This window comes from Variovorax sp. LjRoot130 (assembly GCF_964253755.1).
Classification (GTDB): Bacteria; Pseudomonadota; Gammaproteobacteria; order Burkholderiales; family Burkholderiaceae_C; genus Variovorax.
Genome location: NZ_CAXURM020000001.1, coordinates 655,660 through 678,654, shown reverse-complemented (window position 1 = coordinate 678,654; position 22,995 = coordinate 655,660). Strand labels below are relative to the sequence as shown.

Genomic DNA, 22,995 nt, shown 5'->3' with positions numbered 1-22,995 from the left:
TCGCGGCCCTTGAACTCGGATTGAACATGGAATGACCATGAAAAAACTGCTAGCCTTCACGGCCATTGCCGCCGCGGTCGTCGGCGTCCACGCCCAGGATTTCCCGGGCAGCAAGCCCATCAGCATCGTGGTGCCCTTCTCCGCCGGCGGCCCGACCGACCGCGTCGCGCGCGACCTGGCCGAGGCGCTGCGCAAGCCCCTGGGCGGCGTCAGCATCGTGGTCGACAACGTGCCCGGCGCCGGCAGCTCGATCGGTGCCGCCAAGGTGGCGCGCGCCAATCCGGACGGCTACACGCTGCTTTTGAACCACATCGGCATGGCGACCGTCCCGACCCTGGTGCGCAACGTGCCCTTCAAGGTGGAGAGCGACTTCGAATACCTGGGCATCGTCAACGACGTGCCGATGACGCTGATCGCCAAGCCCAGCATGAAGGCGAACAACTACAAGGAGCTCACCGCCTGGATTGCGGAGAACAAGGGCAAGATCAACCTCGGCAACGCGGGCGTGGGCTCGGCGTCGCACCTGTGCGGCCTGCTCTTCCAGAGCGCGACCAAGACCGAAATGACGCCGGTGCCCTACAAGGGCACGGCGCCCGCGATCACCGACCTGATCGGCGGCCAGATCGACCTCTTGTGCGACCAGACCACCAACACCTCGCCGCAGATCGAAGCCAAGAAGGTCAAGGCCTACGCCGTGACCACCTCGAAGCGCCTGACGACGCCGCTGCTCAAGGACCTGCCGACGCTGCAGGAATCGGGGCTGAAGGACTTCCAGATCACGATCTGGCACGGCCTCTACGCGCCCAAGGGCACGCCGGCCGCGGTGACCAAGAAGCTCAACGATGCGCTCAAGGTCGCGCTGAAGGATCCGGACTTCATCAAGAAGCAGGAAGGCCTGGGCGCCGTGGTGACCGCCGACAGCCGCGTCGAGCCGGGCGAGCACAAGAAGTTCGTCGCCGCCGAAATCGCCAAGTGGAGCCCGATCATCAAGGCTGCCGGCGTCTACGCCGACTGAAATTGATTCCCTCGCACGGCGCGCTCGCGCCGTGCCTTCGAATCCGGATGGAGCGGCCGCAGGTACTCGTGCAAGGCGAGTGCTGCCGCTCCAACCGCCGGCGCCCATTCCCCATGGCGCGCGCCGCGCACCACCGGTGGCGGCATGCCGGCACTCTCGGCATAGCGCCGCACCACCTCGATCGCCCCGTCCAGCAGTTGCGGATTCGCCTGGCATGACTGGCCGCCAACCACGATCGCGCGCGGCTCGAAGGTGACCCAGAGGTTCTGGAGCAGCACGCCCAGGAAGGCCGCGCCGCGCCGCGCGGCGTCGGCGCCCCTGCCCAGCACGCGCGAGCCGAGGAAGGCCTCGGCGCAGCCGCGCCGGCCGCAGGAGCACAGCGGCCCTTCCACCTGCAGGATGGTGTGGCCGATCTCGCCCGCCATGCCGTGCGCGCCGGTGAAGAGGCGGTCGTTGAGCACCACGCCGGCGCCCACACCCACATCGCAGCTCACGAAGACCAGCGGGTCCTCGCCCTCGCCGCCCGCGAACTCGTACTCGCCCAGCGCCGCCGCGTCGGCATCGTTCTGCAGCTGGACCGGCACATCCGCGATGCCCTCCTGCGCCAGCGCCTCGACCAGGCCCGGCAGCAAGCTGACCTCCCGCCACCCGAGGTTGGGGGCGAAGCGCACCTGGCCGGTCGCGTCGTCCACCGCGCCGGGCACGCCGACGCCGATGCCCGAGGGCTGAAGCCCCGCGGCGCTCAGGTGCCGGTGTGCGGCGGCCACCATGCGCGCGACCTGCCGACATACCGCGCGCGGCGCATGCTCGTGCAAGGGCCAGGCTTCCGAATGGAGCAGTTCGCCCAACAGCGAGACGCACACCACACGCAAGGTCTCGACCGCGATCTCGACACCGACCAAAGCCCGCACGCCGGCGTGGATCTGCAGGGGGATCGAGGGCCGCCCCAGTCCGTCGGCGACGGCCGCGCCAGCCTCGCGCAGCCAGCCATCCTCGAGCAGCTCGCGCACGAGCAGGCTCACAGTGGACTTGGTGAGCCCGCTCTCGGCCGCCAGCCGCGCACGCGACAGCCCTGGCTTGGCGCGCAGGAGGCGCAGCAGCACGCTGCGGTTGATGCGCCTGACCAGCTGCTGGTCGCCTATCGTGGTCATCAAGTAACCTTCGTGCTTCGCACTGCGGTGCGAGCTTGCTTGGGGCGGCCCGGCGCGGCGCTCATCCGGCGTGTTCGGCCTGCACCTTGCCTTCTGGCCGCTTGCCCGCAATGATCATTCCCAGCACCTCGTCCTCGGTCACGTCGGCCGTGCGGTAGGTGCCGACCAGGCGGCCGTTCTTCATCACGGCCAGCCTGTCGCTCAAGCCGAACACATCGGGCATGTCGTGGGTGATCAGGAAGATGCCCACGCCGTCGGCCTTGAGCTGCTTCACCAGCCTGCCGACCATCGCGGTTTCTTCCGGGCCCAGCGCGGCGCAGGGTTCGTCCATGATCAGGATGCGGGCGTTGAAGTACAGGGCCCGCGAGATCGCGACCACCTGCCGCTGGCCGCCCGACAGGCGCCGCACCGGCACGCGGATGTTGGTGAAGTTCTTGTTCAGGCGCTGGAACACCTTGCGCGCCTGGTTCTCCATGAAGTGGTCGTCCAGCGTGCGCCAGGGCGTGAGCTTCTCGCGGCCAAGGAAGAGGTTGGAGATCGAGTCGAGGTTGTCGGCCAGCGCGAGCGTCTGGTAGATGGTCTCGATGCCCTGCGCCTGGGCCTCCGAAGGCGTGCGGATGTGGACCTGCTCGCCTGCGATCAGCGTTTCGCCCGAGTCGACCGGGTAGGCGCCGGCGAGCATCTTCATCAGCGTGGACTTGCCGGCACCGTTGTGGCCCAGGAGCGCAACCACCTCGCCGGCATAGAGGTTGACGCTAACGCCGTCCACCGCTTTAACGCCGCCGAAGGCCTTGTGGATGTCGCGCAGCTCGACCAGGGGTTGTGTCGCGGCGCTCATCAACGCTCTCCAAAGTATTTGCGGTAGAGCACGTCGAAGACGACCGCGACGATCAGCACCTGCCCGATGATCACCATGCGCTTGCCGATCTGCACGTCCAGCAGCAGCATGCCGCTGTCGAGCGACTGCATGATCAGCGCGCCCAGCACCGAGCCGAAGATCGAGCCGCTGCCGCCGGCCAGCGCAGCGCCACCGATGACCGCCGCCGCGATCACGTAGAGCTCCATGCCGCTGCCGAGCGAATTGGTGCCGGCGTTGAGGCGCGCGATGGAGACGATCGCGGCCACCGTCACCAGCACCGCGAGCAGGGCGAACAGCAGCATCGTCACGCGCTTGACCGGGATGCCGACCAGCGCGGCCGCGTCCGGGTTGCCGCCCATCGCGAACACGTAGCGCCCGAAGCGCGTGCGATGCACGATGAAGGACAGCACGACCGCGACCACGGCCCAGATCAGCACCGGGATCGGGATGCCCTGCGGCTCGGTCTTCGACGAGATCTGGTAGCTGTTCATCGTTGCGGCGAAGGCGAACACGACGGCCACCGGCACGGCCGTGAGCAGCAGGTCCAGCCACAGCGGCTCGACCGGCATCTCGTGGCGCTGGCGCGCGCGCCGCTGCTGCAGCTTGCGCGCGAACAGCACCACGCCCACGACCGCAGCCAGCACCCAGGTGGCCGTGGTGCCGATGCCGCCGTCGTAGCCGCCGCCCAGGCGCTGGAAGAACTCGTCGTTGACCGGCTGCGTCTTGCCGTCGGCCACCAGGAAGGCGGCGCCGCGGAAGGACATGAGGCCGCCCAAGGTGACCACGAAGGAAGGCACGCCCAGCATCGCGGTGAGCCCGCCCTGGTAGAGCGAGACCAGGAGCGCGACCACCAGGCCCGCGAGGCAGGCCGCCGGCCAGGACCAGCCCGACGTGTACTGCAGGTAGGCGACCAGCACGCCGACGAAGCCCATCACCGAGCCGACCGAGAGATCGATGTGGCGCGCGACGATGACCAGCACCATCACGGTCGCGACGATGCCCACCACGGCGGTCTGCTGCGCGATGTTGTAGAGGTTCTCGGGCGACAGGAAGACGCCGCCCGAGAGCACGTGGAAGACGATGGCCATCACCACCAGCAGCACGCTCATCAGGAGCAGGCGCAGGTCGATGCCGCTCCTGCGCCACAGCCCCGGGGACTGACTCATAGCCCTATTTGCAGGCGGCCGGGGCTTTGTCGCCAGACACGCCCTTGCAGAGCTCGGCCTTCTTGATCCAGCCTTCCTTGACCACCACGTCGAGGTTGTCGCGCGTGATCGGCACCGGCGTGAGGAGGCGCGACGAGATCGCGACCTTCTTCTCGCCGCCGCTCCAGTTGGCGGCCTTCTCCGGCGTCTTGCCCTGGGTCAGGGCGATCGCGGCGGAGGCGGCCTCGCGGCCGAGCTCGCGCGAGTCCTTCCACACCGTCACGGTCTGGGTGCCGAGCGCGACGCGGTTGAGCGCCGCGAAGTCGGCGTCCTGGCCCGATACCGGAATGCCGCGAATGCCCTTGGCCGTGAGCGCCGCCACCGCGCCGCCGGCGGTGCCGTCGTTGGCCGCCACCACCGCATCGACCTTGTTGCCGACCTTGGTGAGGATCTGCTCCATGTTCTTCTGCGCGACTTCGGGCTTCCAGCCATCGGTGTATTCGTCGCCGACGATCTTGATGTCGCCCTTCTTCACGGCCTCGGCGACGATCTCCTGCTGGCCGGCGCGCAGGAAGTTGGCGTTGGGATCGGTGGGCGAGCCCTTGATGAACACGTAGTTGCCCTTGGGCTGCACCTTGTAGACGGCGCGCGCCTGCATGCGGCCGACCTCGACGTTGTCGAAGGTGATGTAGAAGACGCCGGGCGCTTCGATCAGCCGGTCGTAGGCCACCACCGGCACCTTCTGCCGGGTGGCCTTGTTGACTGCCGGCAGGATGGCGTCCTTGTCCATCGCGAGCACGATCAGCGCCTTGGCGCCCTTGGACATCAGGCCTTCGATGTCGCCGAGCTGCTTCTCGGGCGAACCGCCGGCGTCGGCGCTGATGTACTTGGCGCCCAGCTTCTCCAACTGCGCCTTGATCGCGGCCTCGTCGGTCTTCCAGCGCTCCTCCTGGAAATTGGACCAGCTCACGCCGACCACCGTTTGCGCAGAGGCGCCGAAAGCGGACAGGGCGAGAGCCAGGGCGGTCAGGGTGCGGTCGAGCTTCATGTGCAGGGTCTCCGAATTAGTTCGAGGGACGAACTATGTCCACCGCGCCGGACGGCGGCCATCCGGGGAATCCCTGCGGGCAAATGGACTAGCGGCCTTGTCCTACTTGGGCCGGATCGCGTCCGCCGTGCCCTGGATGAAGGCCTTGATCTTCTCCACGTCTTCGGCGCTCAGCTTGCCGCTGAAGTCGGGCATGCCCCGCTCGACGGCCGGGCCCTTGTAGACGAACTTGTCGAGGTTCTCGATGTAGCTCGGGTTCATGTAGCCCAGGTTGGGGATGTTGCCGCCGCGGTCCACGCCCGGCACGCCGTGGCAGAAGACGCAGTTGCTCACGTAGAGCAGCGTGCCGTCGGGCACCTTGGCTGGGTCGTACTTCACGCCCTGCAGCAGCTTGTCCATGCGGTACTGCACGAACTCCGGCTTGGGCGCATTGCCGCCGACCACGAAGGTGTAGACCGTGCCCGGCCCCTGGCGCTCGGTGGCGCGCGCGGCCAGGCCGTAGACGCCGCCCCAGCCGACCGCGATCGAGACGTACTGCTTGCCGTCGACCATGTAGGTGGCGGGCGCCGCGACCACGCCGGTGCCGGTGGCGGTCTCCCACAGCTTCTCGCCGGTCTTGGCGTTGTAGGCCGCGAAGCGCCCGTCGGCCGTGCCCTGGAACACCAGGTTGCCGGCCGTGGTCAGCGTGCCGCCGTTCCAGGGCGAGACATGCTCGACGCCCCAGGCTTCCTTCTGCGCCACCGGGTCCCACGCGACGAGGCGGCCCATGGGCTTGCTCTTGGGCGGCTCGGCATTGATGAACATGGCGGTGTTCCAGCCGAGCGCTGCATGCGGCCGGGCCGGCATGTTCTCGTTGAACTTCCAGGCCTTGTCGTCCATCAGGCTCAGCGGGATGTTCTGCGCCGGCAGGTAGACCAGGCCGGTCTGCGGGTTGAAGGACATCGAATGCCAGTTGTGCGCGCCGAAGGGGCCGGGGATGCTGTCGCCGGGCTTCTCGTTCTGGCGCGCGGCGGCCACCTCGATCGGCCGGCCTTTCTTGTCGTAGCCGGTGGCCCAGTTCACCTCGACGAAATTCTTGGCCGAGATGAACTTGCCGTTGCTGCGGTCAATGACGAAGAAGAAGCCGTTCTTCGGCGCATGCAGGATCACCTTGCGCAGCTTGCCGTCGATCTTCAGGTCGGCCAGGATCATCGGTTGGGTCGAGGTGTAGTCCCAGTTGTCGCCTGGCGTCTGCTGGTAGTGCCAGACGTATTTGCCGGTGTCGGGGTTGAGCGCGACGATCGAGGCCAGGTAGAGGTTGTCGCCGCCCTTGGGGCTGCGCTTGCTGCGCGCCCATGGCGAGCCGTTGCCGGTGCCCACGTACATGAGGTTGAGCTCGGGGTCGAAGGCGAGCGTGTCCCAGGCGGTGCCGCCGCCACCCGCCTCCCAGTATTTGGCCGAAGGGTCCCAGGTCTTGGCGGCCTTGGCCATCGAGGCGTCCTCGAAGGGCTTGGACGGGTCGCCCGGCACGGTGAACCAGCGCCACTTCTGCTCGCCGGTGGCCGCGTCGTAGGCCGTGATGTAGCCGCGCACGCCGTACTCGGCGCCGCCGTTGCCGATGACCACCTTGCCCTTGAAGACGCGCGGCGCGCCGGTGATGGTGTAGGACTTCGAACGGTCGACGATGGTGTCCTTCTCCCAGACCGGCTGGCCGGTGGCGGCATCGAGCGCGATCAGGCGCCCGTCGTAGGCCCCCACGAACACCTTGCCCTGGTAGAGCGCGACGCCGCGGTTGACCACGTCGCAGCAGCCCTTGAAGCCCTTGGACTTGTCCACCTTCGGATCGAAGCTCCAGATCTTCTTGCCGGTGCGCACGTCGATGGCGTGCACCACGCTCCAGGAGGCGCTGACGTACATGATGCCGTCGACCACCAGCGGCGTGGCCTCCACGCCGCGCGTGGATTCGAGGTTGTAGGACCAGGCGAGGCCGAGCTCCTTCACGTTGCCGGCGTTGATCTGGTCGAGCTTGCTGAAGCGCGTTTCCGCGTAGTCGAGGCCATGGCTGGGCCAGTCGGCCGTCTTCGCGGCGTTGCTGCGGATGAAGTTGCCGTCCACGCGCTGCGTGACGGCCTTGATGTGCTCGGCGGAGCCCTTGGTCTGGGCCGAGGCGGGTGCTGCGGCCAAGCACAGCAGCGCGCCGAGCGCGAGCGCGGCGTGGGTCTTGTTCATCGTGCGTCTCCGGTCGTTGTGTATCGAAGAATGGTGCGCGCGCACGCTTTGTTCACCCTCGGGATTTCCCTAGACCTCGACTGTTCCATTGCGGAACAAATTCAGCCTCCTCGATCACAGGAGACGGCCATGCCCCTGTCCCCCTTCGCCAATACGCGCGCCGAGCGCGTGGCGCTGGCCCGGCAGCAGTTCTTCGAGGAAGGCGTGCGCCCTTCCGGCCTGGTCGGCGAGGCGGTGCTCCAGTCGTGGATGCGCTGCACGCGCGCCCATGCGAACACGCGCCGCGTCATCGCCTTCGACGCCGTCACGCCGAGCCGCCTGCACGGCACGCTGGGCCGCAACCGCGAGCTGCTCAAGGCCGCGCGCCACGAGCTGGCGAGCATGGAGAGCTCGCTCGCCGGCACCGACTGCCGCGTGCTGCTGACCGATGCGCAGGGCGTGATCATGCACGTCACGCACCATCCGGCCGCGGCGCAGCAGCCGATCCTGCAGAAGACCGCTCGCCTGGGCGTCAACATCGCCGAGAGCGTGGTCGGCACCACGGCGCCGGGCATCGTGGCGACCACCGGCCAGGCCTGCACGGTGCAGGGCGCCGAGCACTACTTCGAGTACCTGCGCGAGATGCAGTGCGCAGCGGCACCGATCCGCGACGTGCACGGCCGCCTGGCCGCGGTGCTCGACATCTCGGTCGAGATGCGGCGCTTCGGCTTCGATGCCGCGTCGATGGTCGCGCTCTACGCGACGACGATCGAGAACCGCCTGCTGCAGGCGCAGTCGCAGGACCGGCTGGTGCTGCGCTTCCAGGCCAGCCCGGCGCTGCTGGGCACGCCGCTCGAGGCCCTGGCCGGCATCGCGCCCGATGGCACCGTGGCCTGGCTCAACACGGCCGGCATGCGGCTGATCGGCCGGCTGCCCGAGTCCGGGGCCTGCGATGCCGAGCAGCTGTTCGGCCTCGACCTCGAGGGCCTGCTGCGCATGACCCGCCACGAGGCCGCGCAGCCGGTGCGGCTCGCAAGCGGGCTCGGCGTCTGGCTGCAGGCCCGGCTGCAGGCGCACGACGGGGTCGATTTCCGGCATGCGGTGAACGTGCCGGCCGAAGCGCCCATCGACTCGACGCCGCTCGACGAGGTGCCGCCGGTCGCGCCGACCCAGCCGCCCGCCAGCGACGGCACGCTGCGCGGCCACAGCCGCAAGCTGATCGAGGAGACCCTGGCTACGCACTACGGCAACATCTCGCATGCCGCGCGCCAACTGCGGGTGTCGCGCGGCACGCTCTATCGCCGTCTCAAGAGCTGGCAGCAGAACGCGCCTGAATGAAGGTCGGCCTCGCGGCCGGGTTAGCCCGCTCACGCGCATTGGTCACGCCCGATACGATTTTCGGCAAAGCGCAGATGTGTACTGCGCTGGAGCCGATATGGATTTGCCGATTCCCGAGCCCGCGCGGCGCGCGCTCTACCGCACGATGCTGCGCATCCGCGCCTTCGAGAATGCCGCCGAAGCGGCCAGCCAGGGTGGCGTGAGCGCCTACGGCCAGGAAGCCGCCGGCGTCGCCAAGGTGCGCGGCCCGCTGCATCTGTCGACCGGCCAGGAGGCGGTGCCAGCCGGCGTCGGCGCCCATCTGCACCCCGCCGACTACCTGACCTCGACTCACCGCGGCCACGGCCACACGCTGGCCAAGGGCGCCGACCTCGTGCGCATGATGTGCGAGCTGTTCGGCAAGGCCAGCGGCTTCAACGGCGGCAAGGGCGGCTCGATGCACATCGCCGACTTCTCGGTCGGCATGCTGGGCGCCAACGGCGTGGTCGCGGCCGGGCTGCCGATCGCGGTCGGCGCGGCGCATGCCCAGAAGCTGCAGAAGAAGGACGCGATCACGGTCTGCTTCTTCGGCGATGGCGCGATCAACCGCGGCCCCTTTCTCGAGTCGCTGAACTGGGCGCGCGTGTACCGGCTACCGGTGCTCTTCGTCTGCGAGGACAACCGCTGGAGCGCAACCACCGCCAGCGGCCCGATGACCGCCGGCGAAGGCGCCTCCGCGCGCGCCGAGGCGATGGACATCGCCGCCACCCGGGTCGACGGCAACGACGTGTTCGCGGTGCATGCGGCCGCGGGCAGGCTGGTCGCCGAGGTGCGCGCCGGCGGCGGGCCGCGGCTGCTGCACGCGCTCACCTACCGCGTGAAGGGCCATGTGTCGGTCGACCTCGCCGCCTACCGCGACCCGGCCGAGCTGGCTGCGGCGCTGGAGACCGACCCGGTCGCGCGGGCGCGCGGCCGCCTGATCGCCGACGGCATGGACGCCGCTCTGCTCGATGCGATCGAGGACGAGGCGGAGGCAGAAGTCGCCGCCGCACTCGCCGCCGCCGATGCCGCGCCCTGGCCCGAGCCCGGCGCCGCCTTCACCGATGTGCAGACCACCGGAGCGGGCCAATGGACATGACGAGCGACATCGCGGGCGGCCGCGCCGCCGGCAGCACTGTGCGCGAACTCAGCTATGCCGAAGCGGCCGCGCTCGCGGTACAGCGCGAAATGGAAGCCGATTCGCGCGTGGTCGTGCTCGGCGAGGACGTCGGCCGCGGCGGCATCTTCGGCCAGTACAAGGGGCTGCAGCAGCGCTTCGGCGCCGAGCGCGTGATCGACACGCCGATCTCCGAGGCCGCGATCATGGGCGCCGGCGTCGGCATGGCGCTGGCAGGGCTCAGGCCGGTGGTCGAGATGCGCGTGGTCGACTTCGCGCTGTGCGGCATGGACGAGCTGGTGAACCAGGCCGCCAAGAACCGCTTCATGTTCGGCGGCCAGGGCCGTGTGCCGATGGTCGCGCGCATGCCGGGCGGCATCTGGGATGCCTCGGCGGCGCAGCATTCGCAGTCGCTCGAAGCCTGGTTCGCGCACCTGCCGGGCGTGGTGGTGGTGTGCCCTTCGACGCCCCAGGACAACCATTCGCTGCTGCGCGCCGCGATGCAGTGCGGCGACCCGGTGGTCTACATCGAGCACAAGAACCTGTGGGCCTCGCGCGGCGAGGTCGACGAAACGCGGGTGGTGCCGCTCGGCAAGGCGGCGCAGCTGCGCCGCGGCAACGCGCTCACGCTGGTGAGCTGGAGCCGGCAGATGCAGGCGTGTAGCGCCGCCTGCGACACGCTGGCGGCCGAAGGCATCGAGGTCGATCTGCTCGACCTGCGCACGCTGTGGCCCTGGGACCGCGAGTCGGTGCTCTCCTCCTGCGAACGCACGGGCCGCCTGCTGGTCGTGCACGAGGCGGTGCAGGCCGCCGGCTTCGGCGCCGAGATCGCGGCCAGTGCGGCGGAGGCCACCGGCTGCAGGGTCGCACGCCTGGGCGCGCCGCGCATCCCGGTCGGCTATTCGCCGGTGCTCGAAGCGCAATCGCGCGTCGGCGCCGAGCGGATCGTTCAAACTGCCAGGGCCTTGTGCGGATGAACACCGAGGCTGGCTTCGAGGACTCGGTCTTCTTCAAGCTGGTCCGGGTCGTCAACCTGACGGCGCGGCCTTTCCAGCAGCGGGTCGGGCGCCAGCACGCGCTCACGCTCAACGAGTGGCGCACGATGGCGGCGCTGGGCACGCAGCCCGGCCTGACGGCCACGCAGCTTTGCGAGCTCACCGGCCTCGACAAGATGGCGGTGAGCCGCGCGCTGGCGGGGCTGAAGCGCCACAAGCGCCTGCACCGCCACGAAGACCCGACCGACCTGCGCCGCAGCCGCCTCCACCTGAGCAGCGCCGGCAAGGCGCTGTTCGAGACGGTCCGCGTGCAGGCGTGGGAACGCGAGGCCGAGCTGTTCGCGGGCGTCGGCGCCGAAGATCTGAAGCACCTGAGTGCCACCCTCGACCGGCTGATCGCGTCGGTGGCCGGCCCGGACGCTCAGGCTGCAAACCCACCGTCGATGTTGAGGCCCGCGCCGGTCACGAAGGCCGCTTCCGGGCTCGAGAGGTAGGCCACCATGCCCGCGATCTCTTCGCCGCGGCCGTGCCGCGGGATGGCCATGAAACCATGCATGGCCGAGGCCATCGGGCCGTCCTTGGGGTTCATGTCGGTATCGACCGGGCCGGGCTGCACGTTGTTGATCGTGATGCCGCGCGGGCCGAGGTCGCGCGCGAAGCCTTGCACGAGCCCGGTGAGTGCGGACTTGCTCATCGCATAGACGCCGCCGCCGGGGAAGGGCATGCGCTCGGCGTTGGTGCTGCCGATGTTGATGATGCGGCCGCCCTCGCCCATGTGGCGCAGCGCCGCCTGGATGGCGACGAAGACGGCGCGCACGTTGACGTTCAGCGTGAGGTCGAAGTCTTCCAGCGAGATCTGGTCGGCGGCGCCCAGCTTGAGAACGCCGGCGTTGTTGACCAGGATGTCGAGCCGGCCGAAGGTGCGCGCGCTTTCGTCGATCGCCGTGCGCAGCGCATCGGCATCGGCGCTGTCGACGCGCAGCGCGATCGCGCGCCCGCCCGCGGCTTCGATGCTGCCGGCAAGCTCCTTGGCCGCAGCCTCGTTGCTGGCATAGCTGAAGGCGACGGCGGCGCCGTCCTTGGCGAGACGCCGCACGATGGCGGCGCCGATGCCTCGCGAGCCGCCGGTGACGAAGGCCGTCTTGCCGGCCAGAACGGGCTTGGAAGAAGTGCTTGGGGACATGGTGCGCTTTCGAAGTGGTTGTGGAATGCCTGTAGTTTGGGGATTGCATTGCATTGCCGGTAGCCATAAAACTGCCCTATCAATCTCAACCCGTGGTTGAAAATGCACCCATGCAGCCGCTGAGCCATCTCGAATCCTTCGTCCGCAGCGCCGAGGCCGGCAGCTTCTCCGCCGGCGCCCGACAACTCGGCCTGACGCCTGCCGCGGTGAGCAAGAACGTCGCGCGCCTCGAAGCGGGTCTGGGCGTGCGCCTGTTCCAGCGCAGCACGCGCAAGCTGACCCTGACCGAGAGCGGCGAACGGCTGCTGCTGCAGATCGGCGGCGCGCTCGGCACGCTGGCCGATGCGATGGCGGGCGCCGCCGAAGCCGGGGGCCAGCCGGCCGGCACGCTCAAGGTCAGCATGGGCCAGGCCTTCGGGCGCACGTACGTGGTGCCGCTGGTCGGCGAGTTCCTGGCGCGCTACCCGGCGGTCGTGCCCGACTGGCATTTCGACAACCGGCAGGTCGCCCTGGTCGGCGAGGGCTTCGACGCCGCGATCGGCGGCGGCATCGAGCTGACGCCCGGCGTGGTGGCGCGCGAGCTCGCGCGCATCCACATCGTGGCGGTCGCGGCGCCCGCGTACATGGCCGGCAAGCCGGTGCCGGAGCACCCGTCCGACCTGGCCGCTTTCGACGCCATCATGCGGCGCTCCTCACCCACCGGGCGGGTGCGGGCCTGGACGCTGCGCAACGCGGCCGGCGACGAAGGCGCGGCGGATGCAAAGCCGCGCCTGATCTTCAGCGACCCCGAGGCGATCGCCCACGCCGCGATGATGGGCCTGGGCATCGCGTTGCTGCCGATGGCTTTCGCGCTGCCCGGCTTGCAAAGCGGCGAGCTGGTGCGCGTGCTGCCGGGCTGGTATGCCGACTCGGGGCCGATCTCGCTCTACTACCCGAGCAAGAAGCTGCTGCCGGCGAAGACGCGCGTGTTCGTCGACTTCGTGGTCGAGAAGTTTCGCGAGCAGCGCTTCGCGGCCCGCATGCAGGGGATCTGAGCACACGGGGTTTCACCCGCGACGAACGAGGCGCTTCGCCTGTCAAACTCGATGCCATGCATCAACAGGAAACACGCATGACCCTCTCGTTCCAATCCCGCCGCCGCTCTGCACTGGCCCTGGGCGCGATCGCCGCCCTGGTGCTGGCTGCCGGGCCCGCGGCGGCCCAAGGCAGCTGGCCGACCAAGCCGGTGCGCATCGTGGTGCCCTTCGCGCCCGGCGGCACCACCGACCTCCTTGCGCGCGCCGTGGCGCCGGAGCTCTCCAAGGCCTTCGGCCAGCAGTTCATCGTCGACAACCGCGCGGGCGCCGGCGGCAACGTGGGCGCCGAGATCGTGGCCAAGGCGCCGAACGACGGCTACACGCTGCTGATGGGCACGGTGGGCACGCACGGCATCAACCGCGCGCTGTACCCCAAGCTGCCCTACGACCCGATCAAGGACTTCGCGCCGATCACGCTGGTGGCCGCGGTGCCCAACGTGATGGAGATGAATGCCGACAAGGCGCGCGCGCTCAACATCAACAGCGTGGCCGACTTCGTGAAGTACGCGAAGGCGAATCCCGGCAAGCTCAACATGGCTTCGAGCGGCAGCGGCACCTCGATCCACCTGGCGGGCGAGCTCTTCAAGACCATGACCGGCAGCTTCATGACGCACATCCCCTATCGCGGATCGGGCCCGGCGCTGCTGGACCTGGTGGGCGGCAACGCCGACGTGATGTTCGACAACCTGCCCTCGTCGATGCAGCAGATCAGGGGCGGCAAGCTCAAGGCGCTGGCCGTGACCAGCTCGAAGCGCTCGCCGGCCTTGCCCGACGTGCCGACGGTCGAAGAGGCCGGCGGCCCCATGCTCAAGGGCTACGAAGCCAGCTCATGGTTCGGCCTGCTGGCCCCGGCCGGCACCCCGCCCGAGATCGTGAACCGCATTCAGCAGGAAGTGGCCAAGTCGCTCGGCACCGCGGCGATCAAGGAAAAGATGCTGGCCCAGGGCGCGATCCCGAGCGGCAACTCGCCGGCCGAGTTCGCCAAGATGATCGACAGCGAACACGCCAAGTGGGCGAAGGTGGTCAAGGCCTCCGGGGCCAAGGTGGACTAAGCCCCTGGCGTTCCTGATCCATTGGTGCGCGCAGCGCACCGGACCGTGGGCCGCCGCGGAACCGGCTTCGCCGGGCCGCAGGCGGCGCCCCCGGAGAGGGGGTTGGCCCTTCGACAGGCTCCCTTCGACAGGCTCCCTTCGACAGGCTCAGGACAGGCTCTACGCGAAGCGAGCAAGCCTGGGGGTGATCACACCTCCCACATCACGTCCTTGCGGTCGGCCAGCGACGCCTTGAGCATGTGCAGCAAGGGCACGGCGCGCTGGTGCAGCGTGATGTGCTGCTTCTCGGCCGCCTCGTCATGGCCTTCGACGGCGAAATCGTCGTTGTTGTGGGCGTTGTGGGCTTCACGCGCCATGGCCGCCTCCAGCGCCGCGATGGCGGCCGGCATCTGCTCCACCGTCACGATGCCCTTGCGCTCCGGCGCCTTGCCGATGATGTCGAACAACTGACGCGCGTGGGTTTCGAGCATCACGAAGGGGGGGCTGGCCCGCGATTTGAATCGATACAGCATGGTGCCTCGCTCGGTTATTTGTAGATGTAGTCGCGGACAAAAGGGTACACCGATTGCGCGCCGCGCAGCGCGCCGCCCTCGACCTTTCCGTCGGGCCGGGTGGCGAGCATCTGGTGCAGCGAAATCCAGCCCTGTTCGAAGCACATCGCCGAACCGGCCAGATACAGGCGGTAGGCACGCAGGATGCGCTCGGCATTGCCGCCCTGGTGGCCGCCGGCGCGCTGCAGGACCTCGCGCGCCTCGTCGAGCCGGGACTCGAGCGCATCCGACCAGGCCCAGAGCGTGCGCGCATAGTGCGGCCGCAGGTTTTCGGTGTCGACCATCTCCAGGCCCGCGGCCACCGTCTCGCGCAGCACATGCGTGACGTGCAGCAGTTCGCCGCCCGGGAAGATGTATTTCTCGATGAAATCGCCCATGCCGGCTCCGAGCTGCTTGTAGTCGAGCTGGCCCGAAGTGATGCCATGGTTCATGACCAGGCCGCCCGGCTTGAGCAATGAATGGATCTTGCGAAAGTAAGTCGGCATGTTGACGCTGCCGACGTGTTCGAACATGCCGATCGACGAGATCTTGTCGAAGGGCTTGTCGCTGTCGAGTTTTCGGTAGTCGAGCAGTTCGACGCGTACGCGGCCCTGCAGGCCCTTCTCCTCGATCATGCGCGTCACGTGCGCATGCTGGTTCTTCGACAGCGTGATGCCGGTCGCATCGACGCCGTAGTGCTCGGCCGCCCACAGCAGGAGCGCACCCCAGCCCGAGCCGATGTCGAGGAAGCGCTCACCCGGCTGCAGCATGAGCTTGCGGCAGATGTGGTCGAGCTTGGCCTCCTGGGCCTGCGCCAGCGTCATCCCGGCGTCACGGAAATAGGCGCACGAATAGACGCGCCGCGGGTCGAGCCACAGCGCATAGAAGTCGTCCGACACGTCGTAGTGGAACTCGATCTGCGCCGCATCCTTGCCCAGCGAGTGCGAGCCGCGCGACTTGGTGCGCCGCTGCAGCCGGCTCCACCAGTTGGTGTTGGTTTCCGCCGGATTGCCGGGCAGCAGGCTGACCGCGACATCGATCAGGTCGCGCATCTTCCCTTCGATCTGGACCCGTCCCTCGACGTAGGCCTCGCCGATGGCACCGATCTGCCGAGCGGTGAGCTTGGCGAGCGCCGACCACTCGGAGAAGGCGAGCGTGACGCGTGAGCCTGGCTTTGCGACCTTCCGCCCATCGGGCAATTGCAGCGTGATGGGAACCGGCAGCGTGGAAAGCTGGGACTCGATCTTCGGCAACAGGCTTGACATGGCTGATTTTTGCCAGCAGCGGCGAACTTCGTCAACCGACCTCGGCGAAAACCCTTGCCGGGTTGACAACAGATTGTTTAGGCCTAAACTATTGATCCATGAATAGCTTCGCAACAGATCTGCAGCGCGTGCTGTGCATCGGCGGCGGTCCCGCCGGCCTCTACTTCGCGCTCCTGATGAAGGCCCGGCGACCGGCGCTCGAGGTCACGGTGATCGAACGCAACCGCCCCTTCGACACCTTCGGGTGGGGCGTGGTGCTGAGCGACCAGACGCTCGACAACCTCGCGGCCGCCGATCCCGAAACGGCCGCGCTGATCGGCCGTGAGTTCCATCACTGGGACGACATTCAGGTGTTCTTCAAGGGACGCCAGGTGCGCTCGGGCGGCCACGGCTTCTGCGGCATCGGCCGCAAGCGCCTCTTGAACATCCTGCAGGAGCGCTGCCTGGCGCTCGGCGTCAAGCTGGTGTTCGAGACCGACGCCACGGATGACCAGGCCCTGGCGGCGCAGTACGGCGCCGACCTGGTGATCGCCAGCGACGGCCTCAACAGCCGCATTCGCCAGCGCTATGCGGACGTCTTCGAGCCCGACATCGATCTGCGCCAGTGCCGCTTCGTCTGGCTCGGCACGCACCAGACCTTCGATGCCTTCACCTTCGCCTTCGAGAAGACCGAGCACGGCTGGTTCCAGGCCCACGCCTACCAGTTCGACGACAAGACCTCGACCTTCATCGTCGAAACGCCCGAAGCGGTGTGGCAGGCCCATGGCCTCGACAAGATGGAGCAGCCCGAAGCGATCGCCTTCTGCGAAAAGCTCTTCGCCAAATACCTCGGCGGTCACGAGCTGATCAGCAACGCCACGCATCTGCGCGGCTCGGCCAACTGGATCCGCTTTCCGCGCGTGGTCTGCAAGCACTGGACGCACCGCGTCGAGGTGAATGGCAAGAGCGTGCCGGTGGTGCTGATGGGCGACGCGGCGCACACGGCGCACTTCTCGATCGGCTCGGGTACCAAGCTCGCGCTCGAGGATGCGATCGACCTCAGCGATGAGTTCGCGCGCGGCGGCAGCGTCGACCATGTGCTCGAAGCCTATGAGGCGCGGCGCAGCGTCGAGGTGCTCAAGATCCAGAACGCGGCGCGCAATTCGACCGAATGGTTCGAGAACGTGCACCGCTACACCGGCATGGAGATCGAGCAGTTCGCCTACTCGCTCATGACGCGCTCGCAGCGCATCAGCCACGAGAACCTGCGCCTGCGCGACACGCAATGGCTGGGCGGCTACGAGGCGTGGCTCGCGGGCGGCAAGCCGCTGCCTCCGATGCTGATGCCGCTCACGGTGCGCGGCCTCACGCTCAAGAACCGCATTCTGGTTTCGCCCATGGCGACCTACAGCGCGGTCGACGGCGTGCCGCAGGACTTCCTGCTCGTGCACCTTGGCGCGCGCGCGCTCGGCGGCGCCGCGATGGTGTTCGTCGAGATGACCAGCCCGACGCCCGAGGGCCGCATCACGCCCGGCTGCACGGGTCTCTACAACGATGCGCAGTCGGCCGCCTTCAAGCGCATCGTCGACTTCGTGCACACGCAGACCACGGCGAAGATCGGCATGCAGCTGGGCCACAGCGGGCCGAAGGGCTCGACCCAGCTGGGCTGGGAAGAGATCGACGAACCGCTGCCGCAAGACAACTGGCCGCTGATCGCCGCCAGCGAGCTGGCCTACGGCGAACAGAACCAATTGCCCGCCGCCATGACGCGAGCAGAGATGAACACTTTGCGCGACCAGTTCGTCGCCTCGACGCGTCGCGCGGCCGAAGCCGGCTTCGACTGGCTCGAGCTGCACTGCGCGCACGGCTACCTGCTGGCTTCCTTCATCAGCCCGCTGACCAACCTGCGCACCGACGAGTACGGCGGCAGCCTCGAGAACCGCTGCCGCTATCCGCTGGAAGTGTTCCGCGCGATGCGCGCGGCCTGGCCCACCGAACGGCCAATGAGCGTGCGCATCTCGGCCCATGACTGGGCGCTCGGCGGCAATACCGATGCCGACGCGGTGGTGGTGGCGCGGCTCTTCAAGGAAGCGGGCTGCGACTTCATCGACGTCTCTTCGGGCCAGACCACGCGCACGGCGAAACCGGTGTACGGACGCATGTACCAGACGCCTTTTGCGGACCGCATCCGCAACGAGGTCGGCATCTCGACCATTGCGGTCGGCGCCATCACCGAAGCCGACCAGGCCAACAGCATCATCGCCGCGGGCCGCGCCGACCTGTGCGCGATCGCACGGCCGCACCTGGCCGACCCGGCGTGGACCCTGCACGAAACGGCCAAGCTGCAAAGCCGCGACGTCGACTGGCCCAAGCAATACCTGAGCGGGCGCGACCAGATGTACCGTGAGATCGCCAAGCAGCAACAGCTGGCCGCCGCGGCGGCTGCGACGGCCGTGCCGCGCAACAGCGAGGAGGATCAATAGCATGGACCTCGAAGCAAGAGCCCACAGCGAGCACCCCGACGAGCTGCGCCTCTGGCTGCGGTTGCTGACATGCACCCAGCTTATCGAGAAGCAGGTGCGCAACGAGCTGCGCGAGCAGTTCGCCACCACCCTGCCCCGCTTCGACCTGATGTCGCAACTCGAACGCTCGCCGGACGGGCTGAAGATGAACGAGCTGTCGCGCCGCATGATGGTGACCGGCGGCAACGTCACCGGCATCACCGACCAGCTGGTGGCCGAGGGGCTGGTCGAGCGCGTCGACGTCGAGGGCGATCGCCGCGCCTGGCGCGTGCGCCTCACCACGCGTGGCCGCAAGCTCTTCAACGAGATGGCGCAACAGCACGAGGCATGGATCGTCGATGCCTTCGCGGGCCTGAACGCGAAGGAGGTCACGCAGCTCCACAAGCTGCTCGGCAAGGTCAAGCAGCATTCACATCAACAATTGGCGGAGGCCCTATGAAGCACTACATCGGCGCAAGCAGTCCCATGCGCGCGCAATTCGAGCCGAAGGCCGACTACGAGGCCGAGCATTTCAGCTGGTCCTTCGAGGACGGCATCGGCACGGTCACGCTGAACCGGCCGGAGCGCAAGAATCCGCTGACTTTCGACTCCTACGCCGAGCTGCGCGACCTGTTTCGCGCGCTGAATTTCGCGACCGACGTCAAGGCGATCGTCGTGACGGGCGCGGGCGGCAACTTCTGTTCAGGCGGTGACGTGCACGAGATCATCGGGCCGCTCACGCAGATGCACATGCCCGAACTGCTCGAGTTCACGCGCATGACGGGTGACCTGGTGAAGGCGATCCGCCATTGCCCGCAACCCATCGTCGGCGCGATCGACGGCGTCTGTGCCGGCGCCGGCGCGATGATCGCGCTGGCCTGCGACCTGCGATACGGCACGCCCGCAGCGCGCACCGCATTCCTCTTCACGCGCGTCGGACTGGCCGGCGCCGACATGGGTGCCTGCGCGCTGCTGCCGCGCGTGATCGGACAGGGCCGCGCCTCGGAGCTGCTCTTCACCGGCCGCGCGATGACGGCGCAGGAAGGCCACGCCTGGGGCTTCTTCAACGCGCTGCACGAGAGCAGCGCGCTGCTCGGCGCCGCCACTGCCGTGGCGCGCGAGCTCGCCGAAGGCCCGAGCTTCGCGCACGGCATGACCAAGACCATGCTGTCGCAGGAATGGGCGATGACCATCGACCAGGCGATCGAGGCCGAGGCGCAGGCGCAGGCGATCTGCATGCAGACCGAGGACTTCAGGCGCGCCTTCGAAGCCTTTGCGGCCAAGCGCAAGCCGGTGTTCGGCGGAGACTGACGCAATGGCTGCTTCGCCCGTACCTCCTTCCACGGCGCACCTGGCGCTGCCCTTCTTCGACGATGCGCATCGGGCGCTGGCGCGCGATCTGCTGCCCTGGGCAGCCGCCCAGTCGGTGGACGAGCGCGACGATCGCGCCGCTTGCCGCGACTGGGTGAAGCGGCTCGGCCAGGGCGGCTGGCTGCGCTATTGCGTGCCGGCTTCTTCGGGCGGCGCGCTGGAACGCCTCGATTCGCGCGCGCTGGTGCTGCTGCGCGAAACGCTGGCCTTCCATTCGCCGCTGGCCGATTTCGCCTTTGCGATGCAGGGCCTCGGCAGCGGCGCCATCACGCTGGCCGGCAGCGCCTCACAGCAGCGCGACTACCTCGGCGCCGTGGCGCGCGGCGACAAGATCGCGGCCTTTGCGCTCAGCGAACCCGAGGCGGGCTCGGACGTCGGCGCGATGGCGATGCAGGCTGTCGCCATCTCGGACGGCTGGCGGCTCACGGGCGAGAAGACCTGGATCAGCAATGGCGGCATCGCCGACTTCTACTGCGTGTTCGCGAAAACCGATCCGGCCGCCGGCTCGCGCGGCATCACGGCCTTCGTCGTCGATGCGAAGACGGCCGGACTCGACACCTCGGCACACATCGAAGTGATGGCGCCGCACCCGCTTGCCACGCTGCGCTTCGACGGCTGCGTCGTGCCGCGCGAGGCCCAGCTCGGCGAGCTGCATGGCGGCTTCAAGCTCGCGATGCGCACGCTCGACATCTTTCGCGCCTCGGTCGCCGGCGCTGCGCTCGGCATGGCGCGGCGCGCGCTGGCCGAAGCGGTCCACCATGCGAGCCGCCGGCGCATGTTCGGCCAGACGCTGGCCGACTTCCAGCTCACGCAGGCCAAGCTCGGCGAGATGGCGGCGCTGATCGACAGCGCGGCGCTGCTCACCTACCGCGCCGCCTGGATGCGAGACGACAGCGAAGCCCGTGGCGGGCCCGCCGTCGGCGACCTCACGGCCGCGGCGGCGATGGCCAAGATGTGCGCGACCGAGAACGCGAGCCGCGTGATCGACATGGCGCTGCAGATGCACGGCGGCCTCGGCGTGAAGGTGGGCACCAAGGTCGAGAGCCTCTACCGCGACATCCGTTCGCTGCGCATCTACGAGGGTGCGACCGAGGTGCAGCAACTGATCATCGGCAAGTCCGTCTTGCGGAGCCAGGCATGAGTGCGCAGACCGATCGCTTCGTTCACGACCGTCTGCCGCCGGCAGAGCAACTGCCCATGTTCCGGTACGACCGGCCCGAATTGCAGTTGCCCGACCAACTCAACCTGGTCGAGGTCCTGTTCGACAAGGCCAGCGCCAATGGCCTGGCGGACAAGCCGATGCTGCGCTCGCCGGCCCGCACGCTGAGCTACGCCGAGGCCGCGACCGAGGTCGACCGCATCGCGCAGGTGCTGGTGGAAGACCTGGGCCTGGTGCCCGGCAACCGCGTGCTGTTGCGCGGAGGCAATTCGATCGCGATGGCGCTGGCCTGGCTGGCCGTGGTCAAGGCCGGCCTGATCGCGGTCGCCACCATGCCGCTGCTGCGCGCGAAAGAGCTGGGCGACATCATCGAGAAATCGCGGCCGGTGGTCGCGCTGTGCGATGGCAAGTTGCTCGACGAGCTGCGGATCGCCCAGCAGGCGCATCCGGTGCTGCAGACCCTCGTGGCCTTCAACCAGCCGGATGCAGCCGATTCGCTGAGCGCGCGCGCTGCCGCCAAGAGCGGCGTGTTCAAGGCCTGCCCTACAGCCGCCGACGACATTGCGCTGCTGGCCTTCACCTCCGGCACCACCGGCAAGCCGAAGGCGCCCGTGACCACCCACCGCGACGTGCTCGCGATGTGCGAGACCTGGCCGCGTCACGTGCTGCAGGCGCGCAGCGACGACATCGTGCTGGGCTCGCCGCCGCTGGCCTTCACCTTCGGCCTGGGCGGCTTGCTGGTCTTCCCGATGTGGGCCGGCGCATCCGTGTATTTCCACGATGGCCCCTACACGCCGGAGACGATGGTCAAGGCGATCCGCGAGTTCGGCGCCACCATCTGCTACACGGCCCCCACCTTCTACAGGCAGATGGCGCCTTTCGCCAAGGCTTCCGGCGTGCCGAGCCTGCGCATCAGCGTGAGCGCGGGCGAGGCCCTGCCCGACGCGACCCGCCAGCTGTGGAAGGACGCCACGGGCATCGAGATGCTGGACGGCATCGGCGGCACCGAGGTGTTCCACATCTACATTTCGGCCGCCGGCGACCAGGTTCGGCGCGGCGCGGTCGGCAAGGTCGTGCCGGGATTCACCGCCAAGGTGGTGGACGACGAGGGCAATGAAGTGCCGCGCGGCACCGTCGGCAAGCTGGCGCTCATCGGGCCGGTCGGATGCCGCTACCTCGACGATCCGCGGCAGGCCGACTATGTGAAGAAGGGCTGGAACTATCCCGGCGACGCCTTCGTGCAGGACGAGGACGGCTACTTCTTCTACCAGTCGCGCGCCGACGACATGATCATCACCGCCGGCTACAACGTCGGCGGGCCGGAGGTCGAAGACGCGCTGCTGAAGCATCCGGCGGTCGCCGAATGCGGCGTGGTCGGCAAGCCCGACGAGGAACGCGGAATGATCGTCAAGGCCTTCTGCGTGCTCAAGCCCGGCCAGACCGGCGATGCTGCCCTGGTCAAGGCGCTGCAGGACCACGTCAAGGCCACCATCGCGCCCTTCAAATACCCACGGGAGATCGAGTTCGTCGCTGCGCTGCCGCGCACCGAGACCGGCAAGCTCCAACGATTCAAACTGAGGCAAATCACACCATGATCAAACTTTTGCAACCGCCCGGCTGGGCACCCCCGAAGGGCTATGCGAACGGCGTTGCCGCGCGCGGCACGATGGTGTTCGTCGGCGGCCAGGTCGGCTGGAATGCGCAGCAGCAGTTCGTGTCGGACGATTTCATCGAGCAGACAGGACAGGCCCTGCGCAACATCGCCGACATCCTGCGCGAAGCCGGCGCCGGCCCCGAGCACATGGTGCGCATGACCTGGTACGTGACCGACCGCGACGAATACAACCGGCGCCTGGGCGAGCTCGGGCCGGTTTATCGCGAAACGATGGGCCGGAACTTCCCGGCGATGACTTGCGTGCAGGTCGCAGCGCTGGTGGAGTCGCGCGCCAAGGTGGAGATCGAGGTCACGGCGGTGCTGCCCGACTGAGCCCAGCGGCTACCGCGCC

The 22,995-nt window shown here is 68.4% G+C and carries 21 protein-coding genes; 13 read left to right on the top strand and 8 right to left on the bottom strand.

Annotated elements, in window-relative coordinates:
• Positions 1-37: 37 nt before the first annotated feature.
• Positions 38-1,015 (top strand): tripartite tricarboxylate transporter substrate-binding protein, encoded by a 978-nt coding sequence (locus ACSQ86_RS03535; RefSeq protein ID WP_093105484.1) that lies wholly within the window; start codon positions 38-40, stop codon positions 1,013-1,015.
• Here ACSQ86_RS03535 and ACSQ86_RS03530 read toward each other — a convergent pair.
• The 5 genes from ACSQ86_RS03530 to ACSQ86_RS03510 form a co-directional block, all read right to left on the bottom strand.
• Positions 1,003-2,166: an ROK family transcriptional regulator gene (locus ACSQ86_RS03530; protein ID WP_093105358.1), complete on the bottom strand. Its 1,164-nt coding sequence runs from the start codon at positions 2,164-2,166 to the stop codon at positions 1,003-1,005. The two genes, ACSQ86_RS03535 and ACSQ86_RS03530, sit on opposite strands and share 13 nt — an antisense overlap.
• A gap of 61 nt (positions 2,167-2,227) precedes the next feature.
• Positions 2,228-3,004, bottom strand: coding sequence for an ATP-binding cassette domain-containing protein (locus ACSQ86_RS03525; RefSeq protein WP_436302689.1), 777 nt, complete (start codon positions 3,002-3,004; stop codon positions 2,228-2,230).
• Entirely contained in the window at positions 3,004-4,191 is a 1,188-nt protein-coding gene (locus tag ACSQ86_RS03520; protein WP_436308496.1) for a sugar ABC transporter permease, read from the bottom strand. Before ACSQ86_RS03520 ends, ACSQ86_RS03525 begins: the two co-directional genes overlap by 1 nt.
• Positions 4,192-4,195: 4 nt before the next feature.
• Positions 4,196-5,218 (bottom strand): D-xylose ABC transporter substrate-binding protein, encoded by a 1,023-nt coding sequence (gene xylF, locus ACSQ86_RS03515; RefSeq protein WP_436302687.1) that lies wholly within the window; start codon positions 5,216-5,218, stop codon positions 4,196-4,198.
• A gap of 102 nt (positions 5,219-5,320) precedes the next feature.
• Positions 5,321-7,426 carry a PQQ-dependent dehydrogenase, methanol/ethanol family gene (locus ACSQ86_RS03510; protein WP_436308495.1) on the bottom strand — a complete coding sequence of 702 codons (2,106 nt, stop codon included), beginning with the start codon at positions 7,424-7,426 and terminating at the stop codon, positions 5,321-5,323.
• 129 nt (positions 7,427-7,555) lie between these two features.
• On the opposite strand from ACSQ86_RS03510, the gene ACSQ86_RS03505 reads away from it, so the two are divergent.
• The 4 genes from ACSQ86_RS03505 to ACSQ86_RS03490 all read left to right on the top strand — a co-directional run bounded on the left by ACSQ86_RS03505 (position 7,556) and on the right by ACSQ86_RS03490 (position 11,367).
• Positions 7,556-8,743: a helix-turn-helix domain-containing protein gene (locus ACSQ86_RS03505; RefSeq protein ID WP_436308494.1), complete on the top strand. Its 1,188-nt coding sequence runs from the start codon at positions 7,556-7,558 to the stop codon at positions 8,741-8,743.
• A 97-nt stretch (positions 8,744-8,840) separates the two neighbouring features.
• The gene (locus ACSQ86_RS03500) at positions 8,841-9,860 is read left to right on the top strand and encodes a thiamine pyrophosphate-dependent dehydrogenase E1 component subunit alpha (RefSeq protein ID WP_436302685.1); all 1,020 of its coding nucleotides are present in this window, start codon (positions 8,841-8,843) and stop codon (positions 9,858-9,860) included.
• The gene (locus ACSQ86_RS03495) at positions 9,851-10,855 is read left to right on the top strand and encodes an alpha-ketoacid dehydrogenase subunit beta (protein ID WP_436302684.1); all 1,005 of its coding nucleotides are present in this window, start codon (positions 9,851-9,853) and stop codon (positions 10,853-10,855) included. The genes ACSQ86_RS03500 and ACSQ86_RS03495 overlap by 10 nt, the downstream gene beginning before the upstream one ends.
• The gene (locus ACSQ86_RS03490) at positions 10,852-11,367 is read left to right on the top strand and encodes a MarR family winged helix-turn-helix transcriptional regulator (RefSeq protein WP_436302683.1); all 516 of its coding nucleotides are present in this window, start codon (positions 10,852-10,854) and stop codon (positions 11,365-11,367) included. Before ACSQ86_RS03495 ends, ACSQ86_RS03490 begins: the two co-directional genes overlap by 4 nt.
• On the opposite strand, the gene ACSQ86_RS03485 is transcribed toward ACSQ86_RS03490, so the two are convergent.
• A complete protein-coding gene (locus ACSQ86_RS03485) occupies positions 11,295-12,056 on the bottom strand; it encodes an SDR family oxidoreductase (RefSeq protein ID WP_093105334.1) in 762 nt (253 codons plus the stop codon). The genes ACSQ86_RS03490 and ACSQ86_RS03485 overlap by 73 nt on opposite strands.
• Positions 12,057-12,166: 110 nt before the next feature.
• Here ACSQ86_RS03485 and ACSQ86_RS03480 point away from each other — a divergent pair, with 110 nt between their 5' ends.
• Entirely contained in the window at positions 12,167-13,090 is a 924-nt protein-coding gene (locus ACSQ86_RS03480) for a LysR family transcriptional regulator (protein ID WP_436302682.1), read from the top strand.
• A 77-nt stretch (positions 13,091-13,167) separates the two neighbouring features.
• Entirely contained in the window at positions 13,168-14,184 is a 1,017-nt protein-coding gene (locus tag ACSQ86_RS03475) for a Bug family tripartite tricarboxylate transporter substrate binding protein (RefSeq protein WP_436302681.1), read from the top strand.
• Between the two features lie 188 nt (positions 14,185-14,372).
• Here the strand turns inward: ACSQ86_RS03475 and ACSQ86_RS03470 are convergent, their stop codons facing one another.
• Together ACSQ86_RS03470 and ACSQ86_RS03465 are read right to left on the bottom strand one after the other, a co-directional pair.
• Positions 14,373-14,696: a DUF1840 domain-containing protein gene (locus ACSQ86_RS03470; protein ID WP_093105327.1), complete on the bottom strand. Its 324-nt coding sequence runs from the start codon at positions 14,694-14,696 to the stop codon at positions 14,373-14,375.
• 14 nt (positions 14,697-14,710) lie between these two features.
• Positions 14,711-15,979 (bottom strand): class I SAM-dependent methyltransferase, encoded by a 1,269-nt coding sequence (locus ACSQ86_RS03465; RefSeq protein ID WP_436302679.1) that lies wholly within the window; start codon positions 15,977-15,979, stop codon positions 14,711-14,713.
• Between the two features lie 98 nt (positions 15,980-16,077).
• Here ACSQ86_RS03465 and ACSQ86_RS03460 point away from each other — a divergent pair, with 98 nt between their 5' ends.
• From ACSQ86_RS03460 to ACSQ86_RS03435, 6 genes are read left to right on the top strand one after another with little or no spacing between them, the layout of a single operon-like run.
• The gene (locus ACSQ86_RS03460) at positions 16,078-18,441 is read left to right on the top strand and encodes a bifunctional salicylyl-CoA 5-hydroxylase/oxidoreductase (RefSeq protein ID WP_436308493.1); all 2,364 of its coding nucleotides are present in this window, start codon (positions 16,078-16,080) and stop codon (positions 18,439-18,441) included.
• A gap of 1 nt (position 18,442) precedes the next feature.
• Positions 18,443-18,919 carry a MarR family winged helix-turn-helix transcriptional regulator gene (locus tag ACSQ86_RS03455; RefSeq protein ID WP_093105319.1) on the top strand — a complete coding sequence of 159 codons (477 nt, stop codon included), beginning with the start codon at positions 18,443-18,445 and terminating at the stop codon, positions 18,917-18,919.
• Positions 18,916-19,770 (top strand): enoyl-CoA hydratase family protein, encoded by an 855-nt coding sequence (locus tag ACSQ86_RS03450; protein ID WP_093105316.1) that lies wholly within the window; start codon positions 18,916-18,918, stop codon positions 19,768-19,770. The genes ACSQ86_RS03455 and ACSQ86_RS03450 overlap by 4 nt, the downstream gene beginning before the upstream one ends.
• A 4-nt stretch (positions 19,771-19,774) precedes the next feature.
• Positions 19,775-20,971 carry an acyl-CoA dehydrogenase family protein gene (locus tag ACSQ86_RS03445; protein ID WP_093105313.1) on the top strand — a complete coding sequence of 399 codons (1,197 nt, stop codon included), beginning with the start codon at positions 19,775-19,777 and terminating at the stop codon, positions 20,969-20,971.
• Positions 20,968-22,584 (top strand): AMP-binding protein, encoded by a 1,617-nt coding sequence (locus tag ACSQ86_RS03440; RefSeq protein ID WP_436308492.1) that lies wholly within the window; start codon positions 20,968-20,970, stop codon positions 22,582-22,584. Before ACSQ86_RS03445 ends, ACSQ86_RS03440 begins: the two co-directional genes overlap by 4 nt.
• Positions 22,581-22,976 (top strand): RidA family protein, encoded by a 396-nt coding sequence (locus ACSQ86_RS03435; protein ID WP_093105307.1) that lies wholly within the window; start codon positions 22,581-22,583, stop codon positions 22,974-22,976. The genes ACSQ86_RS03440 and ACSQ86_RS03435 overlap by 4 nt, the downstream gene beginning before the upstream one ends.
• Positions 22,977-22,995: the final 19 nt, after the last annotated feature.